General features: G+C 58.1%; 15 protein-coding genes. 7 read left to right on the top strand and 8 right to left on the bottom strand.

Annotation, left to right across the window (positions count from 1 at the left end; translation table 11 throughout):
- Positions 1 to 50 precede the first annotated feature (50 nt).
- On the bottom strand, positions 51 to 1301 hold the full coding sequence (locus IG168_RS05175; protein ID WP_193162488.1) for an MFS transporter: 1251 nt from the start codon (positions 1299 to 1301) through the stop codon (positions 51 to 53).
- 288 nt (positions 1302 to 1589) lie between these two features.
- Here IG168_RS05175 and IG168_RS05170 point away from each other — a divergent pair, with 288 nt between their 5' ends.
- The 3 genes from IG168_RS05170 to IG168_RS05160 all read left to right on the top strand — a co-directional run bounded on the left by IG168_RS05170 (position 1590) and on the right by IG168_RS05160 (position 6757).
- A complete protein-coding gene (locus IG168_RS05170; RefSeq protein WP_193162486.1) occupies positions 1590 to 2444 on the top strand; it encodes a carbon-nitrogen hydrolase family protein in 855 nt (284 codons plus the stop codon).
- Between the two features lie 140 nt (positions 2445 to 2584).
- The gene (locus tag IG168_RS05165) at positions 2585 to 5020 is read left to right on the top strand and encodes a TonB-dependent receptor (RefSeq protein WP_193162484.1); all 2436 of its coding nucleotides are present in this window, start codon (positions 2585 to 2587) and stop codon (positions 5018 to 5020) included.
- Between the two features lie 123 nt (positions 5021 to 5143).
- A complete protein-coding gene (locus tag IG168_RS05160) occupies positions 5144 to 6757 on the top strand; it encodes a tetratricopeptide repeat-containing sulfotransferase family protein (protein ID WP_193162482.1) in 1614 nt (537 codons plus the stop codon).
- An 80-nt stretch (positions 6758 to 6837) separates the two neighbouring features.
- Here IG168_RS05160 and IG168_RS05155 read toward each other — a convergent pair whose 3' ends face one another.
- Together IG168_RS05155 and IG168_RS05150 are read right to left on the bottom strand one after the other, a co-directional pair.
- Positions 6838 to 9597 (bottom strand): M1 family metallopeptidase, encoded by a 2760-nt coding sequence (locus IG168_RS05155; RefSeq protein WP_193162480.1) that lies wholly within the window; start codon positions 9595 to 9597, stop codon positions 6838 to 6840.
- A 150-nt stretch (positions 9598 to 9747) separates the two neighbouring features.
- On the bottom strand, positions 9748 to 9945 hold the full coding sequence (locus IG168_RS05150) for a hypothetical protein (RefSeq protein WP_193162478.1): 198 nt from the start codon (positions 9943 to 9945) through the stop codon (positions 9748 to 9750).
- Between the two features lie 450 nt (positions 9946 to 10395).
- Between IG168_RS05150 and IG168_RS05145 the strand changes: the two genes are divergently transcribed.
- The gene (locus IG168_RS05145; RefSeq protein ID WP_193162476.1) at positions 10396 to 11934 is read left to right on the top strand and encodes a hypothetical protein; all 1539 of its coding nucleotides are present in this window, start codon (positions 10396 to 10398) and stop codon (positions 11932 to 11934) included.
- Between the two features lie 72 nt (positions 11935 to 12006).
- Here IG168_RS05145 and IG168_RS05140 read toward each other — a convergent pair whose 3' ends face one another.
- Positions 12007 to 12618, bottom strand: a complete 612-nt coding sequence (locus tag IG168_RS05140) for a class I SAM-dependent methyltransferase (protein WP_193162473.1) — start codon at positions 12616 to 12618, stop codon at positions 12007 to 12009.
- A 21-nt stretch (positions 12619 to 12639) separates the two neighbouring features.
- The gene (locus IG168_RS05135) at positions 12640 to 13437 is read right to left on the bottom strand and encodes a hypothetical protein (RefSeq protein WP_193162471.1); all 798 of its coding nucleotides are present in this window, start codon (positions 13435 to 13437) and stop codon (positions 12640 to 12642) included.
- 210 nt (positions 13438 to 13647) lie between these two features.
- Here IG168_RS05135 and IG168_RS05130 point away from each other — a divergent pair, with 210 nt between their 5' ends.
- Together IG168_RS05130 and IG168_RS05125 are read left to right on the top strand one after the other, a co-directional pair.
- A complete protein-coding gene (locus IG168_RS05130) occupies positions 13648 to 15858 on the top strand; it encodes an MltF family protein (RefSeq protein WP_193162469.1) in 2211 nt (736 codons plus the stop codon).
- A 163-nt stretch (positions 15859 to 16021) separates the two neighbouring features.
- Positions 16022 to 17695 carry a M28 family metallopeptidase gene (locus tag IG168_RS05125; protein ID WP_193162467.1) on the top strand — a complete coding sequence of 558 codons (1674 nt, stop codon included), beginning with the start codon at positions 16022 to 16024 and terminating at the stop codon, positions 17693 to 17695.
- Between the two features lie 91 nt (positions 17696 to 17786).
- Here the strand turns inward: IG168_RS05125 and IG168_RS05120 are convergent, their stop codons facing one another.
- Positions 17787 to 18671, bottom strand: coding sequence for an Nmad3 family putative nucleotide modification protein (locus IG168_RS05120; RefSeq protein WP_193162465.1), 885 nt, complete (start codon positions 18669 to 18671; stop codon positions 17787 to 17789).
- 275 nt (positions 18672 to 18946) lie between these two features.
- Between IG168_RS05120 and IG168_RS05115 the strand changes: the two genes are divergently transcribed.
- Complete coding sequence (locus tag IG168_RS05115; RefSeq protein ID WP_193162462.1) at positions 18947 to 20026, top strand: cytochrome-c peroxidase; 1080 nt, start codon at positions 18947 to 18949, stop codon at positions 20024 to 20026.
- A gap of 87 nt (positions 20027 to 20113) precedes the next feature.
- On the opposite strand, the gene IG168_RS05110 is transcribed toward IG168_RS05115, so the two are convergent.
- A complete protein-coding gene (locus IG168_RS05110) occupies positions 20114 to 20500 on the bottom strand; it encodes a DUF3775 domain-containing protein (RefSeq protein WP_193162460.1) in 387 nt (128 codons plus the stop codon).
- Positions 20501 to 20700: 200 nt separating this feature from the next.
- On the bottom strand, positions 20701 to 21426 hold the full coding sequence (locus IG168_RS05105) for an SIMPL domain-containing protein (RefSeq protein WP_193162458.1): 726 nt from the start codon (positions 21424 to 21426) through the stop codon (positions 20701 to 20703).
- Between the last annotated feature and the right edge of the window lies 1 nt (position 21427).

The following is a 21427-nucleotide window of genomic DNA, read 5'->3' as shown; positions in this document are numbered from 1 at the left end:
TTTTGCCCTTTCAGCGCCGCGCAGTCATGCCGGGGCGCAAATGCTTTGCGTTAACTGGCTGGCTGCGCCAGTTCCCGGTCGAGTCTGGCCGCTGACGGCAAGGCGGCGAGGCACACCGCGAGTACGCCGGTCGCGATCCAGATCAGCTGCGTGTAGTTTCCGCCACCGGAAATAAAGTGTCCGGCCACCAGCGGACCGCAGGCCAGTCCCATCTTCGACGCGAATCCGCCGAAGGCGCCCATCTGCCCGGCCGTATCGAACTTGGAAGCCATCGTCAGCAGGTAGGGGACACAGAAGGCCCAGGTCATACCGGTGACCACGTTGGCGATAATGAAGGCCGGCTTCAGGTCGCTGAAAATAAATAGCGCGAGCCCGACGAGAGTGAGCAGCAGGGCGACTGCCAGTGGCAGCGCCAGCGGAAACCGCTGGCCTGTGTAGGCAGCGATGGCCGCACCGCCGATAGCGATCAGGTTGGCCCATACCAGTGTCTGGCTGATAAACGACAGCTGTAGGCCAAAGGATTTACCCAGGTCAAATATAAACGCGAACAATGCCATGTTGGCGAACTGGAAACAGAAAAGTGCGAGCAGCGTGATCAGCATCGGTCCCATGGGCACTTTGGCACTGACCGCCGCTCTGGTCGCAAAGTGCTCTTCTTCTGTCGGCAGCGGGTAGTCAGCGAGGAATGGCAGCATGCACAGGGTTACGGTACTGAAGGTAATCAGGGCATAGAAAGGCACATAGGTTCCGTACTGGACGACGAGGCCCGGTAGCAAGCCGACGCCTAGCATGCCGCCCGTGTACTGGACCAGCAGCACCATGCTGTAGGCGCGCCCGGCAATACCGCTGCGCGCGATGACCGCGAAACCCAGCCCCACCAGCGCGCCGCCGAGCATGCCGTGAACGAGGCGCAGTGGAATCAACAAATCCAGGTTCGCCAGGTAAATGGTCAGCATATCCATGCCAATGGAGCAGAGCAGCAGTGCCGTCGCCGCCGCCTTCCAGCGCGGAATGCGCCGGATCGTCAGCGATACGCAGAAGGCTCCGATCACTGCGCCGATGGTGTTGGCAAAAGTGATGTCTCCCGCCTGTGAAGCGGACAGCCCCGCGCCGGCCATCAACGAATTCACGATGACCGGAAAAATATTCACGTAGTAGAGGCCGGCGGAGGACAGAAAGGCGAGCAGCAGGCTGGCCGCCCAACTCTGCGGCGCAGCCTTTTCGAGTTTCAGGAAACCTTTTCCCGCACTGCTTCCAGTGTCATATGGCTGACTTACCAGACTTTCTGCATTTTCGCTCATGCTCACTCCAGCGGGCGTTGCCCTTGTTATTGTCGGCTTCTGTGCGGCCTTTGCCGCCAGTGTAATTCCTCTACGTGGCGCAACGCTAACCGATTACGCGATAGAAAATAGGGCCAGTTCGGCTTCGTGCATGGTGCCAAGCACAGTAATCTGGTGCCCGGGTGTCACTGTGGACTCATGTCGGGTTGAAAACTGGACCTATTGAAAGCGGATTGCTTCCGCCAAGATAACGCCAGATAAAAAAGTCGCTGAACCGGCGGCATCGACGATCAGGAAAGAAGTCTGGCGATGAATAACAAGAGCAATCACTTTGGTGTGGCGGCGCTGCAGCTGAAACTGGCCGAAGCCGACAACCTGGAACTGCTGCTGGAGCGCATCCAGAAAACCAAGCTGCGCTATCCGTGGGTGAAGATGATCGTGCTGAGCGAACTGGCGCTGCGCGGTGTCGGCACCCAGCACGCGCGGGAACTACCCTCGCCGGAAGAGACGGCCTTCTGTCGCAGTGCGCGGGAGCTGGGAATCTGGCTGGTACCGGGATCCATGTATGAAAAGTGCGGCAGCGCCGTGTTCAATACCACGCCCGTGATCAACCCCCAAGGCGAGGTGGTTGGACGCTATCGCAAGATCTATCCATTCCTGCCCTACGAGAAAGGCGTAACCGGCGGCGACCAGTTCCTGGTATTCGATATCCCCGAAGTGGGCCGTTTCGGTGTCTCCATCTGCTACGACATCTGGTTTCCGGAAACCACGCGCGCGCTCACCTGGCTGGGGGCGGAAGTCATTATCCATCCCACCAAGACCGACACCATCGACCGCCAGGACGAGCTGGCCATCGTGCGCGCCAGTGCGGTGACAAACCAGTGCTATATCGTCGATGTGAATTCCGCCGGCACCCAGGGGGTGGGGCGATCGATCATCGTCGGGCCCGAGGGCGAGGTGATCCACGAGGCCAGCGTGGAAGAGGAAGTGATTGCGTTCGAAATCGACCTGAATAAGGTGGCGCAGGTTCGCGAGCGCGGCATGAAGGGGCTCGGGCAAACGCTGAAGAGTTTCCGCGATACGCGCGTGCACTATCCCCAATATGAGCCGGGAGCGGTGTCGCCGGCATACGAGCAACTGGGTCCGCTGAAAGTGCCGGAATAAATGGCCGCACGGAAAAACTGGACCAGTCGATGTGTGCAAACTGGCGCTAGGTAATTGCCAGTTGATGGGTAGCATATTCACTATCAACGATGCTAAACGGCGCGGTACGGCCGGAAAAAAATAGAAAGGGTAAGGGAACCATGAAAGAGCAAAACAAGCAGGGGTTTAGTAAAAAAACTCTGGCCGCCGCAGTGACGGCGGTGTCGGCCGGCACATTGCTTGCGGTACCACAGCTGGTTATGGCACAGGCCACCTCCGCACAGGATGGCGTGCTGGAGGAAATCATCGTTACGGCGACGCGACGCGCGGAGAGCGTGCAGGATATTCCCTACAATATCTCGGCGGTTTCCGGCGATGAGCTGGAAGCAGCACAGGTCACCGATGCGGCGGAAATGATGCGCAGTGTCGCAGGCCTCACGGTTGTCGATCGCGGCTATCGCAATTCAGGTACTGTAAACGGTGTGGTGATTCGCGGTATGAATATTGATACCGGTGCCAACGGTGATGTACCCCTCTCCGCAGTGGGCACCGTGGCCACCTATGTAGACGACACGCCGCTCTATGCAAACTTCGTACTGAAAGACATCGAACGGGTGGAAGTCCTGCGCGGCCCGCAGGGCACGCTGTATGGCTCCGGGTCCCTTGCGGGTACCGTGCGCTACATTATGAACAAGCCGCGCCTGAATGAGTTCGAGGGCAAGGTCGGCACCAGCTTCAGCCAAACCGAGGGATCGAGTGGTTACAACCTCAATACCGATGCGCTGGTTAACCTGCCGCTCGGGGAAAAGGCGGCCTTCCGTGCAAATATCGGCAAGATTGATAACGACGGTATTGTCGACTACGCCAACGTCTACAAGCTTGACGCCAACGGCGCACCACTGGCGCAGGGCGGCGATATTGCCAATGGCGGACCGGTATTTACCAGTGTCGAAGACGCAGATACTGTCGATATCACCTATGCCCGCGCCTCGGTGCTGCTGCAGCCGACAGATAACGCCAGTATCCAGCTTTCCTACCAGCAGCAGGAAGACGATATTGGCGGCCGCCGCCAAGTCACCCGCGGTACCAACTGGGTTAGCGGCACCGAACAGTCCTACGACGATTACGAAAACGGCGCGGTGATTCTGGAGCCCTCCGAGCGCAAGGTCGACATGACGTCACTGGAAGTCGAGGTGGATATGGGCTTTGCCACCCTGACCTCCAGCACCTCCGACTACAGCCACAGTGGCACCGGTATCAGTGACAACTCCGGCTTCTACGCGACCATGGATTGGTTTGAAAATCTATACTACGGTTCACCCCGACCCGTGGCGCGGGCCGAGCGTTTCTACGACGATTCCGCGCTGGTGCAGGAATTCCGCCTGGTATCCAATGCCGTCGATGCCAAAGTGGACTGGGTTGTCGGCCTGTATTACATGGATCAGGATTCCAATGCCGGCCAGAACAGTACCATGCCGGGCTGGGCGGCGTGGACTGCTACAATTCCTGCTGACTATACCCCGGGGCTCAGCAAGGCAGAGGAACTTGTTAGCTGGGCCGCCGTCGTGCAGGACCAGGATTTTTACTTCCGCCGCAACCAGAATTTTATCGATAAGGCGGTATTCGGTGAGGCGACTCTCAACTTTACCCAATCACTGCGTATGACGTTGGGAATGCGCAGTTTCCAGAACGAACTGGTTAACGAGTCGCAGCTGTCTCTACCCATCTGGGTTAATTATTACGGGAATGCCGATGCCTCTTTTGAAACCAAAGAGAGCGATACTCTGTTTAAGGGCAACCTCTCCTGGGATATTTCCGACACCCTGATGAGCTACGCTACGGTTTCCGAAGGCTATCGTCGAGGGGGATCCAATGCGGTGCCTACCATAGGTAGTTTTGCCGAAGATCCGGGTTACCTCCGTTACGATTCAGACTCGGTATTGAACTACGAGCTTGGTCTTAAAGGTTCAACTGACACACTGCGCTACACGGTCTCAGCGTTCTATACGGACTGGAAAGATCCGCAGTTGAATACGGCTACACCCGTATGGGGATTTTTCGCGGCGATGAACGGCGATTCCGCCCGTGTGCAGGGTGTGGAGTTTGAAGTCGAAGGCAACTTGAGCGATAGCCTGCACTACAACTTGGGTTATACCTTCGTCGATGCCGAGTTGACTGCGGACTTCGTGACTCCAACGGGTGTCACTATTGCCGAGAAAGGTGAACGCCTGCCCAGCACCGCCGAGAATACCTTCTCGGTAGCGATGGACTACAGCACCGCGCTCACCGACGGTATCGACTGGGTTTCCCGCATCAACGGCTATTACCAGTCCGACTCCGAGAACGCGATAGGCAGCGGACTGACGGCAGCGAAAATCGATGCCTTCCAGCTCTGGGGCGCAAATACCTCACTGGTGACGGATAAGTGGGTAGCGTCCCTGTTTGTCAAAAACCTGTTCAATGAGGATGGTGTAACCGGCCTGATCACCGAGCGCCATATGGGAACCGACCCCAGTGAAGGTTTCCTCGGCAACGCCTCCAAAGACTATATCAGCCTGCCCAGGACCATTGGCCTGTCAGGTAGTTACAGCTTTTAGACGCGTCGACAGAAGCTTATACGCCGGCCCCGTGGCCGGCTTTTTTATGTCCGTTGTTAGCCCGATGCAGAGTGGAGCAATAGTGATATGCTAGCGGGAAACTATAAAAGCCGTGATTTCTTCGTGACCGAATCCGAACAACACTATCGCTCCGCGCTCGCGCTGTACCAGCGCAAGGATTTTCCCGCGGCCATAGATCAGGTAAGACAAGCAGTTGCCGTCGATCCGAAACTGATCAACGGCTGGCGCCTGTGGGCAGATTGCTGCACGGCGCAGGGCAAGCTTGGGGAAGCAGTCCAGCACCTTTACCTGGCGCGTTCCCGGGCCGACTCAGAATCGCGGCAGTGGGTCAGCGTCACCCTGCACCTTTGTGAATTACTGGTGCGCGCTGGACACCACGGCGATGCCCGCAGCACTCTGGATGAGATAGCTTTTATCGACATTGCGCATGTGGAGCCACTGTCTCGAGCCGCCTATCTCTATTCGCTTTGCGATGCGCACCGGGAATCCCTGCGGCTCTACGAAAGCGCACTGACGCTACAGCCGGAAAACGATCAATTATTGTTTAACTGCGCTGCTGCCAACCGGGCCATGGGAGACATGCAGCGCGCCGAGCAGCTCTACGACAGGCTTCTCGCGTTAAATCCGGATGATTTCGAGGCTTTCAAAAACCGTTCAGACCTGCGTCGGCAGACAGCGGAACAAAATCACATCGCCGAATTGGAGCGGTGTATTACCCGTGATGGGATTCCCGCTGCCGGTGCGAGTCAGCTGCATTTCGCCCTGGCGAAGGAATACGAAGATCTGGGGCAGTTTGAACAAAGCCTGTCGGCACTGAACACCGCCTGCAAACTGCGTCGCAGCCTGATCACTTACGATGCCAGCCAGGAAGCGCATCGACTGCGTGAGATCCGCGCAGTATTCGATGCGGAGTATTTCCAGCCGCGTGAACGCAATATGCCGGCCGCGCTACCAGACGCGGGCAGGGGGATTATTTTTGTCCTGGGAATGCCGCGGACGGGAACCACGCTCGTGGATCGCCTGCTCTGCTGTGGAGACCGGGTATTTTCCGCCGGTGAGCCCGGCACTTTTGCCCGGCTTTTGATGGAGTTGGTGCCGCGAGGAGAAAGTGACACTGTGGCGAGGGATGCATTTGTACGCCGCGCAGCGAAGGTGGACTTCAAGGAACTGGGCCGTCGCTATGAATCGGAACTGCGCAGCCGCGTCGGAGGTGACAGTGATACAGTCATCATCGATAAAAACCCGATGAATTTTCTCTATGCGGGCCTGATCCACCAGGCCCTGCCCGCAGCAAAGATCGTGCACTTGCGCCGCCACCCTGCGGATACCTGCTACGCGATCCTGAAAACCCAGTTTCGCAGTGCCTATCCGTTTTCCTACGACCAGTGCGAACTCGCCCATTACTACCTCGGCTATCGCGAACTGATGGAGCACTGGCACCGGGTAATGCCCGGTCGGATTTTTGATCTGCATTACGAACAGCTGGTGCAGGACCTTGAGGAGCAAAGTCGCCGCCTATTTGATTTCTGTGATCTGCCCTGGAATAGGGATGTACTGGATTTTCACCAGCAGGAAAAACAGGGAACCGCGACGGCGAGCGCGAGCCAGGTAAGGCAGCCGGTGTATACATCGTCAATCGGTAAGTGGCGCAACTATCGGGAAGGATTGCAACCGATGCTCGAGGTACTGCGAGCGGGCGGGATAGTCGTGGACTGAAGCTGGATCCCGGCCTGCGCCGGGATGACGATCAATAAGAATTCGTCATGCCGGCGCAGGCCGGCATCCAGTTCTGGAAGTTACTTCGGCATTGCGCCGATCAGCGCCTCGCCCTTGTCACGCAGTGCAATACACAGATTGATCTGCTCTTCAGTCTGGGACAGGCTGCGCTGGTAGCCCGGGGCCTGGTCGCCGTACTGCTTGAACAGCTGCTGCAGTTCGCCCAGTTTTTCCTTGTTGCAGAAATGGCTGGCAAAGGCCGGGGTCTGGCGGCGCCACTGATCCGGGATCTTCTTCAGTACGGCCGGGAAGTTCTGCTGCAGCCACTGCCAGTTCTGGTCCTGTACTCCCTGCTCCGCCACGGCACTCCGGATCAGGCCGAAGGCTTCGCGCGGGCCGACGTCTTCGCTCAGGGCCAGCGCGTGCACGGTATCCAGCTGCGCGGGGTTGCGAGTGCTGCCGATGGCATAGGCGCTGGCGCTGTCGAAGCGCGGATCGTCGATTTCCTTGCGCACTTTGATCAGGTGCTGCAGGAAGTCGTCACCGGCATCCTGCACAGCCACCGTCAGTGCGGCTTCATACAGGTCTGAATCCAGTGCTTTTTCGTCACGCTTGCCTTTAAAGCCGGTAAAGGCGATGGCCTTGTTGGCCAGCTTTTTGCGCGCGTCCGGATCGCCGGCGGTTACTGCCATAAAGCTCAGAAGCTCGCTGTGCAGCAGCTTGTCTTCGTTGTCGTCGCTGCCGGCGGTTTTATCCAGTACCGGCTGGTACAGCGACTGGGCGAAGGCCAGGAACGCGGGCTCGTCTTTCGGTGCCACGTAGTTCTGGCGGTATTTCGTCAGGTAGCGCAGCGGCGCCTGCACTACCTGGCGCTTGTCGGCGTGCGCGGACTGCTCCACTACTTTCAACAGCTGTGCCGATGGCAGTTTGCCCGCCTCGAAACCGGCGAAGGCGCTGTCGATGATGGACAGCTGTTCGGTCGGTTCGAACATCGCGAAGCGCTCTGTCAGTGCCTGCCACTTGGCCTCCGGCAGGGTCCAGCGGTAGTAGCCGCTGCCCTGGGCATTGGGCAGAAGCCACTGCGGGCACTCGCCGCCGGAAATCGGGATCTCCTGCTCGCGCGCGGTCAGTATCTGGCACTGCTGCACGCTGCTGTCGGAGCTGAAGCAGAACGGAATGCTCCACTTCTGGTCGGTGTCCTTGATCGGTGAACCGAGCGGCTTGTAGCGGCTCTGGCGCACCTTGATGCTGGCCGCGTCTTTCTTGTCACAGTTAACGGTCACGTCCAGCAGCGGCACGCCCTTCTGCTCGACGAAGCTGCGGAAGGTCTCGGTCAGTTCCGGTGTATTGGTTTCCTCGCCGATCACCTGATAGAAGGCGGGGGAGTTGGCCACGCCGTCGGCAAAGGTCTCGATATAGCGGCCAACCGCCGGGCGGAACACGTCCGGGCCGAAGTACTGGTCCACCATATGGATGACGCCCAGGCTCTTGGAGTAGGTGATGGCGTCGTAGGCGTTGCGGATATTGTTGTTGTCGGTCACCGGCTCGCGAATCGCACGGGTGCTCGCCAGGGAGTCCAGGCGCATGGCGCTGATGGCGCCGGCGGCGGCGTTCAGGTCGTGGCCGCCGTTGGGCTCATAGGTGGTCAGCGCCAGGGGGGTGCCCCAGGTGGCGAAGCCCTCTTTCAGCCACAGGTCGTCCCACCAGGGCGGTGTTACCAGGTCGCCGAACCACATGTGTGACATCTCGTGGGAATGCACACCCAGCAGTGCCAGACGGGCACCCGGTGCCGGGTTGTCGCCGACCAGGATACGTTCCTCGCGGTAAGTAATGGCGGCGGCCAGCTCGGTGGCGCCACTCGGCCACTGGGGTGCGGCCACGATATCCAGTTTCTTGTACGGATAGGGGCGCTGTAGCTGCTCCTCGAAAATCTGCACCAGGCGCGGTGTGACATCGAGGATATAGCTCAAGTCGGCACCGCGGCCCTTGCGCGCGAAGCCGCGCAGCGGGATGGGCTCGGAGCGGTACTTGTTCGGCGGAATGGCCGGGCGCTCGACCACATCAAACGGGCCTGCGGACAGGGACAGCAGGTAGGTGGACAGCGGGCGGGTGGTGGCGAAGGTGATCTTTTCCATGTCGTTGCCGACCGGCTCGCGTTTCACTTCGGGGCCATTACTGATGGCGACATCGCCTTTGGGAACCGTGAGGCTGATATCAAAAGGTGCCTTCATGCCGGGTTCGTCGAAGCTCGGCAGGTACTTGCGTGCCTGGATGGATTCGGACTTGGCCAGTACGTAGGCATCGCCCTTTTCCTCGACCTTGAACAGGCCGGCCAGGTTGCGGTCGTAGGCGGCGCTGTATTCCATTTTCAGCGTGAATGGCCCGGCGGGCAGGGCTTCGTCGAACAGCACCTGGGCCACGCCGCTGTCGAGTACCTCGCGGTACTTGGCCGGCACAACCTTGCCGTCGGGCAATACGGCGCTGATGGACTTCATATTCAGGTTCTTGCCGTGAATCCAGATACGGTCGGAGGGTTTGTCCTTCTGGATATCGATTTCCACCTTGCCGGTGAAGTCGTCGCGGCGGGGATCCAGCACCAGGTCGACGCGGTAGGCCTTGGGGCGCACATCCTGGGGCAGGCGACCGGCGGGGGCCTTGTCGGCGGCAATGGAGGCCACAGGCTTGCTTTCGGTCGCGGGCTTGGCGGCAGGTTTTTCCGCCGCCGGTTGTTCGGCTTGCGATTTACTGGCGGGTTTTTCGGCGGTCTTCTCGGCAGGACCGCAGGCAGCCAGCGTGAACAGCGGGGCGGCCAACAGACAGCGCAGGATTATCTTTCTCATAAGCTCTCGTCGTTCGGCAGAAAAAATCCTGTGCATTGTACCGGCTTGGGCACGGAATTGCCGAAGCGCCCGACACGGAAATCGGCAGGCCGCAGCCCGGATCCCGGCCCAACCAAGCGATTAGAAAGCCCTGCTACAGGTGCGGCATCGTCAATCTGGAGACGCGGCTGCTGCGATAGAGGTCACCTCGATGGTGTAGTGGGTTTCCTGTGGCTTCTGGTAGAGGACGCCCTCGGTATCGGTGGCCAGCATTTCCGCCTGGGCCAGGTACTGGTTCTTGTCCAGCACCCACCTGTTGGTAAAGAGCACCGTCGGGTAGCCGTCGGCCGGTGGCGGTGAGTCGGGCACATAGAGGTTGGCGTCCAGCTGGGTGCCGTCAAAGCTGGTGATGTCCAGGTCGACTATGAGTTGCGGTGCGGCTCAGCAGTGGTCCGCCAGCAGGGCGCCGCTGAGCAGCGCCAGGAGTCAGTTGGTAATCATGGTCTTCTCTCATCGCTGTTTTTATAGTTATGACCAATCAATAAGATGTGGTCATTCGGCCAATATAGGATCGGCATCCGCCGGGAACAGCGTGAAAAGACAAATTTGAGATGCAAATCGCGCGATCTGGCGGCTACCGCAGCCGGGCTTTGCTCGCGCCACTTGCGACTGACACAGATCTTTTAGTCACAAAAAATGCGATGGTTTCTCGGTTCTGGTCTAAAATTGTTCTTTTTTTGATCAATAAAAACAGGTAGTGTGTGGTCTTTCATGTTCCGCCACGGAGGGCAAAGAAGAAACAACTCGGTGGTTAGAACTATGTTTCCTCGCACACTCGCTTTGTTGGCAATTTTTTCCAGTTTGGTGCTGTCTGCATGCAGTGCGCAGCAGAACCTGGGCGAGGAGACCTGGTATCAGGTCGACAGCAAGAATTTCCGCATTATCACCAACGGTGACCCCGCGGCGGTAAAAACCCTGTCCGAGGACCTCGAACGCTTCCGCGCGGTGGCAGTCAGCCTGCTGGGCGCCAAGAAGGACAGCGAGCGGCTGACCATTTATGCCGCCGCCGACCGGCAGAGCTATGCCGGACTGGTGGGTGAAGAGCTGGCCGAGATGACCAATGGCCTGTTCGACACCACTGCCGAAGGCAGCTATGCGCTGGTAAATCTCGATGGCCGTAGCGGCAGCCGCCAGCTGAAGGCGCGCGAGTTCCTGTTTCACGAATACACGCACTTCCTGAGCTATAACGGCAACACCACGCACTATCCCTACTGGTACAGCGAAGGTTTCGCCGAGTTTATGTCGACCATGACGTTTACTCAGGATGGCCGCTATCAGCTGGGTGCTATTCCCGCAGAGCGCGCCATGACCCTGCTTTACGCGAGCCCCATGCCGCTTGAGAAGCTGTTGCGCGCTACGACGCAGAACACGCCGGATGCCGACAAGGGTAACGTTTATGCCAGCGGCTGGATGCTGACCAACTGGCTGATCATGCAGAGCGGCAAGGTCGAGCAGTTCAAGAAATATGTGAAGGCGTACAACAGCGGTGAGGATCCGGTGAAAGCACTGGAGCGTACCCTCAACGTCAAACTGGCGGACGTAGAGAAGCAGTACGAGGCGCTGTTCCAGAAAGGTGAATTCAATCTGGTTAGCGGGAAACTGCCGACCGATTTCAAGGAAATTACGCCCGACGTGCAGCAGCTGTCCAAGCGTCTCGCTATCGCCGATATCGGTCATTTCCTGGTGCAGTCCGGCTACAACCTCGATGGCCTGCACGCGCTGGTGCAGTATGCACACGCCGAAGGCGTAGCGACCCCGCAACTGGCTGCGGTACAGGCGGACGCCGAGACCCGCGTGGGTAACTTCGATCACGCCGAGGAGCTGCTGGCCAGCGTTCCGCCGAGCGATCGCAACAAATTCTGGTACCAGACCGTCGATGCCTGGCTCGGCCTGACTCGCCAGATCAACACGCCGAAGCAGGAGCGCGACCGCGCCGAGCTGAAGAAAGCGCGCGACAAGTTCGTATACCTGGTCAACAACGATTCCGACGTGGCCTCGAACTGGTACGGCCTGGCTATGAGCATGCAGATGCTGGGCTACCCGCGCGATAAATACGTGGATATGCTGGAGCAGGCCTACCTGCGTGCCCCGCGCCAGGTGCATATCGCCCAGTGGCTGGCGCAGGAACTGTACAAGCAGAAAGATGCGGAATATTTCGCCCAGGTTGCGCAACCGCTGCTGCTGGAACTCTCCAGCCAGGACGAATACGACCAGATGAAGGCGATGTTGAAGGAAATGCAATCCAAGCCGAAATCCAAGGACAAGGCGCCGACGCAGCTGGCACAGAAAGAAGGTTGATAAGCTAACTGTACTGTGCAGTAACAAAAAAGCCCTGGCCAAAAGGTCGGGGCTTTTTACGTTGGGGGTGTATTAACTGGCAACACCCCAGTAATTGAAGCCGGCAAATTTCATCGACAGGATATAGCCGGTATCCAGTTCGCGGACGCGGAAGCCGCCCCGCTCGATAAAGTCGTCGACGGGCCGGTTCAGGTTACAGCCGCCGAAGGCCGCACTCCAGTACGGATTGAGTCGTTCCTGCCACTTCCTGACGCCGCTATCCGGTGCCAGTCCATGCTCGCTGAAGATCAGTTCGCCACCGGGCCTGAGCACACGGCGCATTTCCTCGAGCGCCTTGTGCCAGTCGGGAATGGTGCACAGCGTATAGGTCAGCAGCACAGTATCGACGCTGTTGTCATCGAGCGGAATTTCTTCACTTGGCAGATCCAGCCAGCGCACGTCAATGGGAGAGCGGCTGACGTTGTGCCGGGCCCGCCGACGCATGCCTGCGGAGGGCTCCAGACCCCAGACAAATTCCACTTTTTCAATATCGTAATAGGGCAGGTTCAGACCCGAGCCAAACCCGATTTCCAGTACCCGTCCGCGAGCCTGGGGAACCACCAGTTGACGCTGTTTTTTAAAGGCCTTGAGACCACAGGCACAGTTGATCAAGTGCGGCAGGCAGCGATTTTCGTAAAAGCCCATGGGCGCTCCAGATGAGGTTTGTCAGGCAGTTTCTCTATTCTTTGCTGCCTTGTGATCTTCTATCCACTGCTTGCGTCTGACCCAGAAGATGACCGCGCCTACCGGTATCCCGACAGATATCATCCAGGGCGCGTATTCACTCGAGGCAAAAGCGCTGGCGCCAAATAGCAGGTAGTGAAGGGTCTGCGTGGCTACTTCACCGGTTGACCAGTTCAGGGTCACGGTGCCGATGCCGCCGAGTATAAATAGCACCCACAGCCACTTCCACTTGGGAATCGGTGTGCGAATACAGAATGCCAGAGTGACCAGGATAAATAGCGGAACCAGCACAGCCAGAATCAAAATCACATAATGAGTGGCTGATTTATCTTTCAGGGAAAATTTATTGATTGCCTTCTGCGAGGAGTTGGTCGGCATTATGTGAAAACCGACGACGCGGCGATTATCTCCCTGCTTTGTCAGATTGAGATCGGCTACAGCCCAGCCACCGGAAAAATGGTATTCGAACACGAAATTGCCATTCCAGACATCATTGACTGTGCGTACGTGTGAGCCGATCAATTCCGTCGAGATATATTCGCCCTCGGGAAATGTTTCTACGAACTGGTCGAGTAGATCGTTATTGACCTGCTTGGCCAGCTCGGGATCCAAGTGAGGGGCAATGCCGTCGTAATGACCGGTGCGCAGCTGCTCGAGAAAGTCCCGTGCAAATTGCGCTTCTTCCTTGGGTACCAGTTCATTTTCCATCAGGTCAGCCAGCGCGGCCGAAGATGGCAGCGCACATATCAGGGTCGCTATCAGAATTTTTATGGCTTTCATTCTAGTTTTTGTTGCTTGGTGGATAGATGGTGCAGTGGTATCGCCCGCTGTCGAGATAAATATTTATATAACAGCAATGGCAGGCAGTGCCACATCCGCTCAATGACGTTAGCTGGCTGGTTTTGAAATTGATCAGAATGCGTGCAGATTTCACATTTGCTCTGCATCTGGTAACAATGGGGCGGCAATTTCCCAGGAATTCCCGATCAAATGGAACAATTGATGAAGATGTCCGGCTTTTCCACAATCCGCCCGCTAGTCCGGAGTTTCGGCCTAGTCCTCATCGCAGTTACCGCCCTTGTCGGCTGCGAACGGCAGACTGATGTACCGCATGAAGTCGATACGTTACCAAGTACGGATTCTGTTGAAGTTGCAGCGCCGCCGGAGGCGGAGCCGGAACCGCCGGCCTTTGCCAACTACACCGAGCGCGGAGACTTAACCGCGATTCGCAAACACGGCACCCTGCGACTGCTTGCACCACGCGGGCGGGAGGATGATGCCCTGCCGCGCGACGGCCTGCCCAGCAGCGAATGGCACCAACTCGCGGAGAAGTTCGCCCGCAGTCGCGGGCTGGAGCCGCAGTGGATTTATGTGGAGAGCTTCGCCGACCTGATCCCGGCGTTGCTTGACGGCCGCGGCGATGTGATTGCCACCAACTTTTCCCGCACCGCAGGACGCGCCGAGCAGGTGGCATTTACCCGTGCGCTGCAGTATGTGCACGAACTGTTGATTACCCGAACCGATAGTGCCACACCCACAAGCAGTGAACCGCTGCGGGTGGCAGTGCGTCGCGGCAGTGCTTTTGCGCAGACCCTCGCTGCCGACAATAGTGGGGAACAGCGCTTCGCAATTACCTACTTGGATCAGCCGATCGACAATGAAACACTGCTCGGCGCCGTCGTCGACGGCACCTACCCGGCAACGGTCGTCGACAGCAACCTTGCCGAAGCAATGTTGCCGGACTACCCGCAACTGGAAGCCAGCTCCGTACTGCAATCTCAGCGCGCCATTGCCTGGGCTGTGCGCCGTGAGGCATCGCAACTGGAGCGGGCCCTGAACGAATTCTTTACCTCGGAGCGCCTGGAGGCGGACCAGCAGCGCCAGAATTTGCGGCGTGACTGGAAAGACATAGCACAGAGCCGCACCCTGCGCGTGCTTACCCGTAACCACCCCGCCTCCTATTTCATGTGGCGCGGGGAACTCATGGGATTCGATTATGACCTGTTGCGCCAGTTTGCCCATGAACACAATCTGCGCCTCAGTATGGTGGTGCCGGGGCCGGATGTGGATCTGGCCGAGGCCCTGAACTCCGGCATGGGGGACCTGGTCGCGGCATCGCTGACGGTCACCGATGCGCGCAAACAGCAGGGCATGGTGTTTTCGCGTCCCTATCTGCGGGTCACCGAGCAGGTGATTGCCGCCGGCAACCAGAAGCCGGCCACGCTACCGGCGGCGCAGTTACTGGCGGGCCAGCAGGTTGCGGTCAATCCCCTCAGTAGTTTCTATTCTCACCTGCAGCAGTTGTCGACCAGTCAGGACAAGCCGATTCAGATAGCCCCCGTCGAGGGGGCTACCACCGAACAGCTGATCGATGCAGTGGTGCGCGGCGACTTCCCCTACACGGTGGCCGACTCCCATCTGGTGGCCATTGAAAGCACATACCGGGACGATTTCACCGTGGTCGGCGAATTGCCCGGAAAGCGCGATATCGCCTGGGCAGTGCGTCCCGACCAGCCGGTACTGCTGAAGCAGCTCAATGCTTTCCTGAAAAAACACCACCGCGATCTGTTTTTCAATGTCACTTACAACAAGTACTTCAAGCAGGCCAAGCGCATCCGTCGCTATCAGCGCGACCGCCTCCGCACCACGGCACAGCTTTCACCGTATGACCCAATAGTGCGCAAGTATGCCGATCGCGCCGACCGGGACTGGCGCATGGTGGTGGCGCAGATGTATCAGGAAAGTGAATTCAATCCGCGCGCAAAATCCTTCGCCGGCGCGCGCGGACTGATGCAGGTGCTGCCCCGCACCGCAAAGCAGATGGGTATCAGCAACCTGTTTGTCCCGGACAACGGTATTCGCGCTGGTGTTTCCTATCTCGGCTGGCTGGAGCAGCGTTTCCCACGCGAGCTGCCCTTCGACCAGAAAATTTACTTCACCCTGGCGGCATACAATGCCGGACACGGCCATGTGCGCGATGCCCGCACCCTGGCGACAAAACTCGGCAAGAACCCAAACCGCTGGTTCGGCAATGTGGAAGACGCAATGTTGTTGCTGTCAAAGCCGCAGTATTACCGCGATGCTCGCTTTGGCTATGTGCGCGGACGGGAACCGGTGAATTATGTGCGGGAAATCCGCGATCGCTATCTGGGATATCTGTCAGTCGCCCGGCAGGAGGAAAGTGGTGAGGGGCGCCTTTGAGTAGGGGGCGTATCCCCTCATCCCGCGTAACGGAATAGTGTCGCAGTAAAGTTGTAGTAATGGCGGTGGTGTTGTCGCCATTGATCTTGGTATCACGAGATTACAGAAGTGGTATGGTAGTAAGGCTTTAATGATCCATCTGCTAATAACGAGACTCGCAACGATGTACAGAGTAATTTGCCTATTGCTATCGATTCTGGCTGTGGCCGCGTGTTCGAAAACCGAAAAAAGCGATAACGCCACTCAGATTGACCCAGAACGCCTTTCCAGTATTGTCAAAACCCTGGCCTCGGACGAGTTCGAGGGGCGGGCGCCGGGGACACCGGGGGAGGAGAAAACCGTTGCCTACCTGGTCGATCAGTTCAAGTCACTGGGACTGGAGCCCGGTGGTGAAAACGGCAGCTTCACCCAGGTGGTGCCGATGATCCATACGAAGATCGGCCAGCCTGCCCAGATGTTCCTCGACGAAGGCGGAGAACGCCTGCCATTGGCGCAGGGTAAGGATATTGAAGTCAGCACCATACGCGATGTCGGCCAGATCAAAATCAATAATGCGCCGATTGTATTTGTCGGCTTTGGTGTCAATGCGCCGGAGCGGGATTGGGATGACTTCGGTGATATCGATCTCAAGGGCAAAGTGGCCCTATTCCTGGTCAACGATCCCGACTTTGCGGCTGAGCCGGATGAGCCGGTGGCGGGCAAGTTTGGCGATCGGCGTATGACCTATTACGGGCGCTGGTCCTATAAATTCGAGGAGGCGGCACGTCGCGGCGCCATTGCTGCACTGGTCATCCACGAAACCAAGGCAGCGGGATACCCCTGGAGTGTGGCGGCTTCATCGCCGGGCGAAAACTACGCGCTGGCGCAAAGCGGTGAGAAAACCCAGCCTGTTGAGCTACAGGGATGGATACATAATGACGCCGCTGCGAAGCTGCTGAAGCGCGCAGGCCAAAACCTGGACGAGCTGCGCGTCGCAGCCCGCTCACCGGAGTTCCAGGCCTTTGAGTTGAAGGGGATCACCTTCAATGCGGATCTGGCGACCAGTGTTGATAAATTTGAGAGCCGCAATGTATTGGCGCTGCTCCCCGGTAGCAAACGCCCCGAAGAAGTCCTGATGGCCTCCGCCCACTGGGACGCCTACGGCCAAGGCGAGCCGGATGAACAGGGGCGCACAGTGCGTCCGGGTGCCAATGACGATGCGCTGGGCACGGCCGGTGTGATTGAGCTGGCGCGGGTGCTGAAAGCCGGCGCGCCGTTGGAGCGCAGTGTGTTGTTTGCCGTGTGGACGGGCGAGGAGAGCGGCCTGCTCGGCTCCAAGGCATATGCGGCAAACCCGACTTTTCCGCTGGAAAAGACGGTTGCCAACTTTACTTTGGATATCCTCCAGACTGCCGGTGCCGCGCGGGACGTGATTCTGGTCGGTAAGGGACAGAGTGAACTGGAAGATGACCTGGCCCGCGTGGCCCGCAGCCAGGGGCGCGTGGTCACGCCTGAATCGCTGCCCCAGAACGGTTTGTTTTATCGCGCGGACCATTTCTCCATGGCGCGTAAAGGGGTACCGGTATTGTTGATTATGGGGATCGCCGGCGGTGCGGACCTGGTCGATGGTGGCCGGGAGGCCGGAGAGCAATGGATCGCCGACTATGTGGGCAACTGCTATCACAAGACCTGCGACAGCTGGGATCCGAACTGGGATCTCACCGGCGCCGTTCAGGATATCTCTGCGATCCGTATGATTATCAGTGATCTGGGCGACTCCACCCGCTGGCCGGAGTGGAAACAGGGCTCGGAATTCAAGGCAATACGGGACCAGAGCGCCGAGGCGAGAAAACACTGAGATAAACTCTTTTCTGGCCGGGCTTTCCTCAGGGGCCCGGCCAACTACCTATCCACTCCCACAATGTGCCGGCAGAGCGCCGGAAGCACACTCAATCAGTAGCTCCCGTTGCGCGACCATACCCGGTAATCAGCTCGATCAGCCACGGGAAGCTTTCAGGATATTCATCCAGATTCCAGACAAACTCCTGTCCGCGCGCAGCACACTGCAATTGGCAATACTCGCTGTGGTCGTCCGGCAGTTCCCAGCGTGACATTTTGCTGTGATAACTCAGGGGACTGCGGACTTCGGCGGGGTGAAAGAAGCGCGGCAGTTGCCAGAGTGTGGGGCGGGATGCGCCCGGATCGGTCAATACGAGTTGGCGCTGTACGGAAGGAAAGATACCTGCACCGGGCAGCGAACCTGCATTATCTGGCAGCGATCGTCGATTGCCGGCAATATACAGGGTGTTACCCGCGTCGGCGCCAATCTGGAAATGCGGGTGGTAGCGGGCCCAGGGCAGGTCCTCATCTGTCAGCAGATCTACTTTGCGAATTTCGCCGATCGACAGCCAGCCCCAGATAATATGCCGTGCCGGTGCGCCCCTGACGAAGCGCCAACAGCCGGCCGCCTGCTCCACTGGTCGAAACAGGCCGAAGAACAGAAACAGGTCCCCCTCCTGCACTCCCTGCTTGCGCAGGTGCCCCTGTGCTGCACCGGTCTGGCCCAGCAGTGGTCGCCAGCCTGGCAGCCGGGGCAGAGCGCCGGCGTGCATATCTGGATCCAGGTGCGCACCCTGGTCCGCGTAGACCTTCCCTTGGGTCAGATCCTCGACCAATTTGCCAACGCTGTATCCCGCATGATGCAAATCGCCATAGTGGATACAGGACTTTTCGTCTGGGATCGGCAGTGCATACAGGCTCCCGTCGGGAAAGATTGGGCTGGGGCAGCCGCCAGCCGAGGAGTCAAAGCCCTTGCGGCTCAGGATCAGGCGCATAGGTCGGTGTCGCTGTCAGAGTGCGCGCAGTGTACCCGATCCTTCCGGGCCGAGGCGATCGCCGCGGCTCGCCGGTAGAGAACCGAAAGCAGAGTTAGGACAGCGCTACGGCGTACAGGATATATGCGTGTGGCATCCTGCACCGACAACGAATTCCTTCTGGCGGCGTCTAGTCGCTTTAAACGGCGCCCGATACCGGGAAATTGGTAATACCGCCGAGTTCTTCACCTATATTTGACCGTGCAGGGAGTTCTGAAATACGAGATGGAGCTGCTATGAAAGCAAGTCAGTGCCTGTTGTTTGCCATTCTTATCACCACAATCTGCAATGCCTCTGCCGAGCAGTCGCAGATACTGCCAACGAAAGCTCCTGAACCCGAGGACAACCCCTCCACGCCGGCGAAAGTCGAACTGGGCAAAATGCTGTTCTTCGATCCGCGTTTTTCCTCCACCGGGACGGTTTCCTGTAATTCCTGCCACAACCTGATGGAGGGCGGCGACGACAGTCGTCAGGTTTCGATGGGAGTCCACGGCAGGACCGGCGGCCGCAGCGCCCCCACCGTCTGGAATGCTGCATTTCACTCCGTACAGTTCTGGGACGGCAGGGCTGCCACACTTGAAGAGCAGGCGCAGGGGCCCATGGTGAACCAGGTGGAAATGGGTATGACCACGTTAGATGAGGCCATGGATCGCATCCGCTCAATCCCCGGCTACGCCCCCTATTTTGAAAAGGCCTTTGGCAAGGACAGTATGAATGCGGACAATGCCGCCAAGGCAGTGGCCGCCTTCGAGCGCACCCTGATCACACCAAACAGCCCCTATGATCGCTATCTAAAGGGGGATAAGGGCGCGATGACCGAGCAGCAGGTTCGTGGCATGAAGGCCTTCACCGACAATGGCTGTATCGCCTGCCACAGTGGCCCTGTTTTTGACGGGCCGCACAACCCTTTGGGAACCGGCTTCTATGCGAAGTTTCCGTCTTATACCGATAGCCCGGAAGTGAAGAAATATCACCTGATGGATGACCTGGGCAGGTATGAAGTGACCAAGAAAGAGCAGGACAAGCATATGTTTCGCGTGCCTACACTGCGCAATATCGCCCTGACGGCACCCTATTTCCACAACGGTTCCATCAACAGCCTCAATGAGACAGTTCGTGTCATGGCCAAGGTGCAGCTGAACGAGGATCTTTCGGAGACGGATATCAGCGATATAGTGGCATTCTTAAATGCGCTGACCGGGGAGTTTCCGGAGATTGTTTTGCCGCGGCTGCCGGTAAAACCGGGAACCAGTATCATCGTTCAACTCCGCCACAAAGAAGATTCCACTGAGGAAGATTCCGATAAGAAGCAGTGAGAGCATCGTTCCGCGTCTTCTTCACCGAGTGAAACCGCTGTCCGCGAATCAAAAGTCCCCTAAATCTATAGCAGCACGGCGGAAGGCTCACTCGTCGCAACTGCTGCCAAACACCTCCAATCCCGCCTCCAGGTAGTCGCTCAATAACGGGTGGCCGATCAGGTATTCGGCGGTGCGTAGATTCCAGCTATCTTTCGCCAGGGTCAGTGCTTCCCGCCACTCTTCCTCGCTGTAGTCGCCTCGTCCCAGCCACAACAGCGCCACTACTTCCTGCTGTTGATCCGGCTCCATGTCGTCGACGATGGATTTAAATTCCCGGAAGCTGTCGTCGTCCTCGTGACTGGCAAGCATCTGTACCGACCAGTCACCACTGGGGCTGTCGGGTTCCTCCGGTATGCTGACGGCTTCCTGGGCGTGGAATTCCCGTGCCAGCACGATCAGGCGGCAGACGGAATAGACGCTGACATTGAGCATGGGATTCTCCCTGTGGAAGAGCAGGTATGCAGCTTTCGCATTGTCCAAGGTTAGAATCGATTGTTCGGCATAGCGACTGCCGTCAGACATAGGAAAACCGGACAAGGTTCCAGTTATTACCCCGGCGGGTGATCAGGCGGAGGATAACGTTTCGAAATGGTCATGGGCGCCGCTTGCACGACGCCCGGGTCAGGGCTGCGTCATTGCGTCAGGCGGAATACGACATTGATTTGCTGGGCGACCTGAATGCTTTCCGGTACGAACATGGCCACGTTGCCAGCAGGTCCCGGGCTGGCCAGCATTGCATAGCGCGGGGAATCGGCACCGATTCCGCGGAACATGTAATCGAACCCGGAATCCTGCGAGACGGCGTAAACCGACTTGACCTTGACCCCCAGGCTGTCGGCCATTAGTTCAGCCCTGTGTCTTGCATTTTCACTGGCCTTTCTGGTCAGTCGCTCTTCGATGGCTTTGCGTTGCTGGACATCAAACTGGGTACCCATGCTTGAAATATTGTCGATGGCCACAAGTCCGTTCATCAACTCGGCATACTGGTCAAGGCCCTCCAGATGGATCTGGAAAGTTCGCTCAATTTCATAACCGAGTATTTCAAGTGCGCGGTGATCTTCATCCCGTCTGCGTTTGGTGGACTTTTCCAGATCGTGCGCCTCTAGCTTTTCCTTTGGAATCTTCAATTTCTGTGTCAGTGCGACGATCTTGTCGGTGGCGGTATTGACCTGCTGTAACGCCGTTTCGGAAGAATCACTGAACGCGGTTACGTTGATATGTACAGTCGCATTGTCTGGCTTAACATCTTCTTTGGCCGTACCCGTAGCGACGACAAACGGGAAGTCGGGCAAGGAGTTGGCACAGACGGTGGCAAAGGGGGAAAAAATCAGAATCAGGCAGGCTATGATTGAACGCATG

Source organism: Microbulbifer hainanensis (assembly GCF_014904735.1).
Taxonomy (GTDB): domain Bacteria; phylum Pseudomonadota; class Gammaproteobacteria; order Pseudomonadales; family Cellvibrionaceae; genus Microbulbifer; species Microbulbifer hainanensis.
Note: the sequence above shows the minus strand (reverse complement) of the source record. Positions and strands in the feature narration are given on the sequence as shown.